At 73.3% G+C, this 6,722-nt stretch carries 9 protein-coding genes; 5 read left to right on the top strand and 4 right to left on the bottom strand.

Annotation, left to right across the window (positions count from 1 at the left end; genetic code table 11):
* Nucleotides 1-339: 339 nt before the first annotated feature.
* Nucleotides 340-1,290 (bottom strand): aldo/keto reductase, encoded by a 951-nt coding sequence (locus EBO15_RS42345; protein ID WP_122200077.1) that lies wholly within the window; start codon nucleotides 1,288-1,290, stop codon nucleotides 340-342.
* Nucleotides 1,291-1,480: 190 nt separating this feature from the next.
* Here EBO15_RS42345 and EBO15_RS42340 point away from each other — a divergent pair, with 190 nt between their 5' ends.
* Nucleotides 1,481-2,299 (top strand): undecaprenyl-diphosphate phosphatase, encoded by an 819-nt coding sequence (locus EBO15_RS42340; RefSeq protein ID WP_122200076.1) that lies wholly within the window; start codon nucleotides 1,481-1,483, stop codon nucleotides 2,297-2,299.
* A 152-nt stretch (nucleotides 2,300-2,451) separates the two neighbouring features.
* On the opposite strand, the gene EBO15_RS42335 is transcribed toward EBO15_RS42340, so the two are convergent.
* The 3 genes from EBO15_RS42335 to corA all read right to left on the bottom strand — a co-directional run bounded on the left by EBO15_RS42335 (nucleotide 2,452) and on the right by corA (nucleotide 4,195).
* Nucleotides 2,452-2,679: a hypothetical protein gene (locus EBO15_RS42335; RefSeq protein ID WP_122200075.1), complete on the bottom strand. Its 228-nt coding sequence runs from the start codon at nucleotides 2,677-2,679 to the stop codon at nucleotides 2,452-2,454.
* Nucleotides 2,680-2,793: 114 nt separating this feature from the next.
* Nucleotides 2,794-3,096 carry a hypothetical protein gene (locus EBO15_RS42330; protein WP_122200074.1) on the bottom strand — a complete coding sequence of 101 codons (303 nt, stop codon included), beginning with the start codon at nucleotides 3,094-3,096 and terminating at the stop codon, nucleotides 2,794-2,796.
* A gap of 127 nt (nucleotides 3,097-3,223) precedes the next feature.
* Complete coding sequence (gene corA / locus EBO15_RS42325) at nucleotides 3,224-4,195, bottom strand: magnesium/cobalt transporter CorA (protein WP_122200073.1); 972 nt, start codon at nucleotides 4,193-4,195, stop codon at nucleotides 3,224-3,226.
* 75 nt (nucleotides 4,196-4,270) lie between these two features.
* Between corA and EBO15_RS42320 the strand changes: the two genes are divergently transcribed.
* The 4 genes from EBO15_RS42320 to EBO15_RS42305 all read left to right on the top strand — a co-directional run.
* Complete coding sequence (locus tag EBO15_RS42320; protein WP_122200072.1) at nucleotides 4,271-4,966, top strand: histidine phosphatase family protein; 696 nt, start codon at nucleotides 4,271-4,273, stop codon at nucleotides 4,964-4,966.
* An 11-nt stretch (nucleotides 4,967-4,977) separates the two neighbouring features.
* Nucleotides 4,978-5,529: a DUF3090 domain-containing protein gene (locus EBO15_RS42315; RefSeq protein WP_122200071.1), complete on the top strand. Its 552-nt coding sequence runs from the start codon at nucleotides 4,978-4,980 to the stop codon at nucleotides 5,527-5,529.
* Nucleotides 5,530-5,632: 103 nt separating this feature from the next.
* Nucleotides 5,633-6,424: an SCO1664 family protein gene (locus EBO15_RS42310; RefSeq protein WP_122200070.1), complete on the top strand. Its 792-nt coding sequence runs from the start codon at nucleotides 5,633-5,635 to the stop codon at nucleotides 6,422-6,424.
* A 33-nt stretch (nucleotides 6,425-6,457) separates the two neighbouring features.
* The coding region (locus tag EBO15_RS42305; protein WP_147481904.1) for an NRDE family protein at nucleotides 6,458-6,722 on the top strand (265 nt) is incomplete at its 3' end.

The raw sequence follows: 6,722 nt of genomic DNA, 5'->3' as shown, positions 1-6,722 counted from the left end.
CGCGGCGCGAGCGAGGCCGGCACCCCGGCCCCCTCGAACAGCGCGGTCAGCGCCGCGGTCTCGGCCGCCGTGTCCGCCGCGTCGGCGGCGGGGGCGGGGCTCGAGGCGGCTGCGGGGTTCGAGGAGGGTGCGGTCTCGGAGTTCTCGGCGGAGTTCTCGGCGGAGGTGTCGCTCACGGTCTTCCCGGATGGCTGGTCAGAGTCTGGACGGATGGCGGCCGGCGGCGCGGCCGCAGACCGTTCCGAGCGTGCCACGCCCGGCCCGTCCGCGCGAACCGAGCCACGCTGACGCGGTGCCGATGCCGGTGCCGGTGCCGCACGCGCGGCGGCCTGGCGGGGGTCAGTGCGACGCCGCCATGTCCGAGACGTCGTCGAGGGCGCGGCGGATCTCGTCCGGCAGCGTCAGCGCCTCGCTCGCGAGCGCCTGGCCGAGCTGCCCGGCGGTCCGCGCCCCGACGATCGGCGCGGCCACGCCCGGACGGTCCCGGACCCAGCCGAGCGCGACCGCGAGCGGCGTCGTGCCGAGGCCCTCGGCGGCGGTCACGACCGACTCCACGATCCGGGCGGACTCCTCGTCCAGGAACGGCTGGACGAACTCGGCGAAGTGCGCGGACGCGGCCCGCGACCCGGCCGGGACGCCGGTGCGGTACTTGCCGGTCAGGACGCCCCGCCCGAGCGGCGACCACGGCAGCAGCCCGGCCTCGGCGTCCCGGACGGCGGGGATCAGCTCGCGCTCGGGGTCGCGGTTCAGCAGCGAGTACTCGGCGTGGACGGCCACCACGGGCGCGCGTCCCGGCCAGGCCCGCTGCCACGCGGCGGCCTTGGCGGCCTGCCAGCCCGCGAAGTTCGCGACGCCGACGTAGCGGGCGCGGCCGGACACGACCGCCTCGTCCAGCGCGCCGAGGGTCTCCTCCAGCGGCGTGGACGGGTCGTAGACGTGCAGCTGCCACAGGTCCACGTACTCGACGCCCAGCCGCTCCAGGGACGCGTCGAGCGCCGACAGCAGGTGCCGCCGGGACCCGTCGTAGCGGCCGTCCGGCCGGATCGCGGCCTTCGTCGACACGACCAGGTCGTCGCGGTCGACGGTCTCGCGCATGAGGTGGCCGAGGATCAGCTCGGCGTCGCCGTCGCTGTAGACGTCGGCGGTGTCGACGAGGGTGCCGCCGGCGTCGGCGAACGCGATCAGCTGCGCCGCCGCCTCGTCGGGCTCGGTGTCCTGCCCCCAGGTCATGGTGCCCAGCCCGAGACGGGAGACGACGAGGCCGCTCCGGCCGACGTGACGCTCCTTCATGATGGGTGAGGGTATCCGCTCCGCTGCGGGCCCGGCCGGGCCGGTCCGGGCGACCGCTAACCTTCGGAGGGGCCCGGTCATCGGGCCCGGGACGCCGTCGACGGACACGGCGCATCCGCCGTCCCGCCCGGCCGACCCCGCCATCCCGCGCTCGCCATCCCGCGCTCGCCCCGAGGGGAAACCACCGACCGTGAACGTCGTCGAAGCGACCGTGCTCGGCATCGTCCAGGGCCTCACGGAGTTCCTGCCGATCTCCAGTTCCGGCCACCTGCTGATCGTCCCCAAGCTGCTCGGCTGGGAGGACCCCGGAGCGGCCTTCACCGCCGTGATCCAGCTCGGCACCATGCTCGCGGTCATCATCTACTTCTGGCGCGACCTGGTGAAGATCATCAGCACCTGGACCAGGAGCCTGTGGACCCCGGACCTGCGCCCCACCATGGACGCGCGGATGGGCTGGTACATCGGCCTCGGCACCATCCCGATCTCGGTGATCGGCCTGGCCACCAAGGACTTCGTGGAGAAGGGCGCCCGGAACCTGTGGCTGAACGCGTCCTCGCTGATCATCATGGGCCTGGTGCTGATGATCGCCGAGTGGGCGGGGTCCCGGAAGCGGGAGGTCGCCGACCTCAACCTGCGGGACGGCCTGATCATCGGCGGCTTCCAGTGCCTGTCGCTGATCCCCGGCTCGTCCCGGTCGGGCTCGACCATGACCGGCGCGCTGTTCCTCGGCTACACGCGTGAGGCCGCGGCCCGGTACTCGTTCCTGCTGTCGATCCCCGCGGTGGTGCTGTCCGGCCTGTTCGAGCTGCGCAAGGCGTTCGATGGCGGGCTCTCCTGGACGCCGACGATCATCGCGACCGTGGTGTCGTTCGTGGTCGGGTACGGCTGCATCGCCTGGCTGCTCAAGTACCTCACCCGCCACTCGATGATGATCTTCGTGTACTACCGGGTCGCGCTGGGCGGCGCCCTGATCGGCCTGCTGGCCGCCGGCGCGATCTCCGCCACCTGACCCCGCCCGCCCGCCCGCGCCCCCCGAATCGCCGCTCCGGCGGGCCGCGGGCCCTGAACGGCGGGTGAACACTCGCGGAACATGACACCGCCCTTCCCTGGGTTCCCCCCGGGGAAGGGCGGTGCTGTTTCAGGCGATCACCGACTCACGGATCAGTAACCGCGGTGGTGGTGATGGCGGTGGTGGTGCCGGTAGCAGTGGCGGTGGTGGCGGTACCACCGGCAGTAGTTGAGCTGCGTCGACGACTGGCCCGGCGTCGCGACCAGGGCCGGCGCGCTCGCCGGCGCGGGCGCGGGGGCGCTGGTGGCGAGGGCCGGGCCGGACAGACCGGCGACCAGCGCACCCGCGGCGACCGTGGTGACTATGAGCTTGGAGAGCATTTCGCTCCTCCCCTTGAAAGGTTGGACGCTGCTGTTCTTACCAAGCGTAATCAGCAGATCACAATACGTGGCCGGATGCGGCCATCTCGCCGAGACGCCCCGTAAATTCGCAGCTCAGCCCGCAGATGGCGGCGCGGTCGGGGGTGTGGCCGGAGGGGGCTCCGGAGGCGCTGGCGGGGGAGCCACCGGGGACTGGCCGCCCGTCCCGGCGGACTGTTCCATCCGCGGGGTGTGCTTGGCGAGCCATCCCGCCACGAAAGTGAACCCCGCGGTGACGGCCGCCGTGACCAGCGCCTGGAGGGGCGCGGCCATCGACGACAGCGCGGGCAGCTTCAACACCAGCCACCCGACGACGAACCCCGCGACCAGACTCGCTCCGCTGGCCGCCTTCACCTTGGTCTCGATCGGTGCCGCCATTCCTGACTCCCGGAGAGGACTCGCTGTCCCCTCATGGTCCGCCCGGCGGCCCCGCCTGCCTAGCCGGTAACCCCCAGAAATTTCCGGAAATTCTGGGGGCCCGGCGAGGCGGCGGGCGGGGGCCCGCTCAGAGCCAGCGGTTGCGGCGGAGGATGCGGAACAGCACGACGCAGATGGTGGCCATCACGGCCAGCGCGACCGGATAGCCGTACCGGGTGCGCAGCTCCCACATGTGCTCGAAGTTCATCCCGTAGATGCCCGCGATGGCCGTCGGCACGGCGACGATCGCGGCCCACGCCGAGATCTTCCGCATGTCGTCGTTCTGCCGCTGGCCGAGCAGCGCCAGGTGCGCGCTCAGGACGCTGTTGAGGAGCTCGTTGTGCGCGTCCACCTGGGTGTCGACGCGCAGCAGGTGGTCCAGGACGTCCCGGAAGTACTCGCGGACGTCGTGGCACTCGGTGACCCGGCCCCGCGCGATCTCCTCCATGACGGGCACGAGCGGGTCCTCGGCGCCGCGGAACTCCAGCACCTCGCGCTTGAGGGAGTAGATCCGCTCGGTCACGTCCGCCGCGTGCGGGTCGAAGACGGCGCGTTCCAGGTCGATGATCTGCCGCTCGACCTCGTGCGCGACGATCCCGTACCGGTCCACGACCTCGTCGCACACCGCGTACAGGACGGCGGTCGACCCGTGGCGCAGCATCTCGGCGTCCGACTCGAGCCGCTTGCGCACCGGGCCGAGCGGGTTCCCCGCGCCGTGCCGGACGGTCACCACGAAGTCGCGGCCGACGAACAGCATGATCTCGCCGATCCCGATGTCGGCGGTCGCCTCGTTGAACGCCAGCGTCTTCAGGACGACGAACAGGGTGTCGTCATAGCGCTCCAGCTTGGGCCGCTGGTGCGCCGACACCGCGTCCTCGGCGGCGAGCGGGTGCAGCATCAGCTCGTCCCGGACGAGCTCGAACTCCTCGGCGCTGGGCTCGAACAGGCCGATCCAGAGGAAGCAGTCGCCCTGGTCCCGGGCGGCGTCGAACGCGTCGCTGATATCGCCGTCGATATCGGTGCGACCCTTGTCGGTGTAGATGGCCATGTCCACGATCATGCGGGGCATTGTTGCGCAAACAGGGAACTATTCGCGGGCTTCGCGGGGAAAGCCGCCTCTCGTAGAGTGCTCGCTGTGACCACCCTTCTGCTCGTGCGGCACGGCCGCACCGCGCTGACCGGACCGGTGCTGGCCGGCTGGACCCCCGGCCTCGGCCTGGACGACCACGGCCGCGCGCAGGTCGGTGACCTGGCCGGACGCCTCGCCGGGACGCCGCTGGCCGCCGTGGTGTCCAGCCCCCTCGACCGCTGCCTGCAGACCGCCGAGGCCGTTGCCGCGCGCACCGGCGTCGAGAAGATCGAGGTGGACGACCGGTTCGGCGAGGTCCGCTACGGCGACTGGACGGGCCGCCCGCTGAAGGAACTCGCCGAGGAACCGCTGTGGAAGGTCGTCCAGGCGCATCCGAGCGCCGCGGTGTTCCCCGGCGAGGCGGGCGAGGCCCTCGCCGACGCCCAGCGCCGCGCGGTCGCCGCCGTCCGCGACTGGAACGCCCGGATCGCCGCCGAGCACGGCCCGGACGCCGTCTACCTGGTGTGCAGCCACGGCGACATCATCAAGGCGGTCGTCGCCGACGCGCTCGGCCTGCACCTCGACCAGTTCCAGCGGATCCAGGCCGACCCGGCGTCCCTCACCGCGATCCGCTACACCGAGCTGCGCCCGTTCCTCGTCCGGCTGAACGACACCGGCGGGGAGGTCGCCACGCTGCTGCCGAAGCCCGCGGGCGACGCGCCAGGCCGGGAGGGTGACGCGCCCGTCGGCGGCGGCGCGTAGGGTCTGGTGTCATGCCGGTCATCTCCTACGAACTGCCCGACCGTTTCGTCGCCGGGACCGTCGGCGAACCCGGCGGCCGCGCGTTCTTCCTGCAGGCCCGGGAGGGCCGCCGAGTCACCAGCGTCGGCCTGGAGAAGTTCCAGGTCAGCCTGCTGGCCGAGCGGCTGTCGGAACTGCTGGACGAGGTGCTGCGGCAGAGCGGCGGCACCGCGCACGTCCCCGCCGTCACCCCCGACGCCCTGCACGACGACGAACCCCTCGACGAGCCGGTGGAGGAGGAGTTCCGCGTCGGCACCATGGCCCTCGCCTGGGACCCCGAGGACGAGCGGGTCGTCATCGAGGCGCAGGAGGCCACCGGCGACGAGGACGACGACGCCGAGGTCGGCGAGCCCGACCCGGCGATCGCGGTGCTGCGGGTGCGGATCAGCGCCGCGCAGGCCCGCGCGTTCGCCGAGCGCGCCCTGAAGGTCGTCGCCGCCGGCCGCCCGCCCTGCCCGCTGTGCGGCCTGCCGCTGTCCGCCGAGGGCCACGTCTGCCCCCGGCAGAACGGCTACCTGGGGTGACGCCCGCCGGGACGCCCACCGGCCCCCGCGTCGTCCCGCCCCCGGCGCGGATCCGGGCCGTCCGCTGCTGGATCATGGCCGCCGGGCCCGGGAGAATGGACCCATGACGCAGGCTTCACGGGGGCGCACGCCCGCCGACGACGACCGCGGGGGGTCCGCCGGCGCCCGGGGCGTGTCACCCCGGGACACCGAGGCCGCCGAGCGGCTGCTGACCGAGGGGACGCTCACCGTCGAGGGACGCCTCGTCCAGGCGTCCAACGCGACCCTGTACTGCTCGGTCGAGCGGGACGGGGTGCGTGCCGCGTGCGTCTACAAACCCGTCGCGGGGGAGCGCCCGCTCTGGGACTTCCCGGACGGCACGCTCGCCGAGCGCGAGGTCGCCGCCTACGAGGTGTCGCAGGCGATGGGCTGGAACACCGTCCCGCCGACGGTGCACCGCGACGGCCCGTACGGCGTCGGCATGGTGCAGCTGTGGGTCGAGCCCGACCCGGACACCGACCTGGTGGCGCTGTCCCGGTCGGACATCGACGCGATCCGCCGGATGGCGGTGTTCGACGCGGTCGTCAACAACGCCGACCGCAAGATCGGGCACCTGCTCCCGCCGGGCGACGGGCACGTCTACGGCTGCGACCACGGCGTGTGCTTCTCGGTCGACTACAAGCTCCGCACCGTGCTGTGGCAGTGGCGCGGCAAGCCGCTGACCCCCGAGGCGCTCGACGCGCTCGGCCGGGTCGAGACGGCGATGCGGTCCGGGCGGCTCGGCGAGAGGCTCGGCGCGCTGCTGACCGCCGAGGAGGTGGACGCGACGCGCCGCCGGGTCGAGCTGATGCTCAAGCACCGCATCCACCCCTACCCGCCGGAGGACTGGCCCGCCGTTCCCTGGCCCCCGCTTTAACCGCCCTTGGGGCCGAATGCTCCAATGGGCCCCATGTGTACGGCGATCGTCAGCGTGGACCCCGCCTCCCCGGTCCCGGTGCTCCTCGTGGGCGTCCGGGACGAGTTCCTCGCCCGCGCCTGGGAGCCCCCCGGACGCCACTGGCCGGACCGTCCCCGCCTGCTCGGCGGCCGCGACCTCCAGGCCGGCGGCACCTGGCTCGCCGTCGACCCCGGCGCCCGCCGTGCCGCGACCGTCCTGAACGGCCGCGGCCCCCTCGCCCCCGCGGACCGGCGCCGCTCCCGCGGCGACCTGCCGC

The sequence above is a fragment of the Actinomadura harenae genome (genome assembly GCF_003696215.1).
Classification (GTDB): domain Bacteria; phylum Actinomycetota; class Actinomycetes; order Streptosporangiales; family Streptosporangiaceae; genus Spirillospora; species Spirillospora harenae.
This window is presented reverse-complemented; position numbering and strand designations above follow the sequence as displayed.

Bases quoted from the DNA above. Each gene is read 5' to 3' on its own strand.
- EBO15_RS42345 (WP_122200077.1), bottom strand. From the start codon at position 1,290: ATGAAGGAGCGTCACGTCGGCCGGAGCGGCCTCGTCGTCTCCCGTCTC.
- EBO15_RS42335 (WP_122200075.1), bottom strand. From the start codon at position 2,679: ATGCTCTCCAAGCTCATAGTCACCACGGTCGCCGCGGGTGCGCTGGTC.
- EBO15_RS42330 (WP_122200074.1), bottom strand. From the start codon at position 3,096: ATGGCGGCACCGATCGAGACCAAGGTGAAGGCGGCCAGCGGAGCGAGT.
- corA (WP_122200073.1), bottom strand. From the start codon at position 4,195: ATGATCGTGGACATGGCCATCTACACCGACAAGGGTCGCACCGATATC.
- EBO15_RS42315 (WP_122200071.1), top strand. From the start codon at position 4,978: ATGCCGGTCATCTCCTACGAACTGCCCGACCGTTTCGTCGCCGGGACC.
- EBO15_RS42310 (WP_122200070.1), top strand. From the start codon at position 5,633: ATGACGCAGGCTTCACGGGGGCGCACGCCCGCCGACGACGACCGCGGG.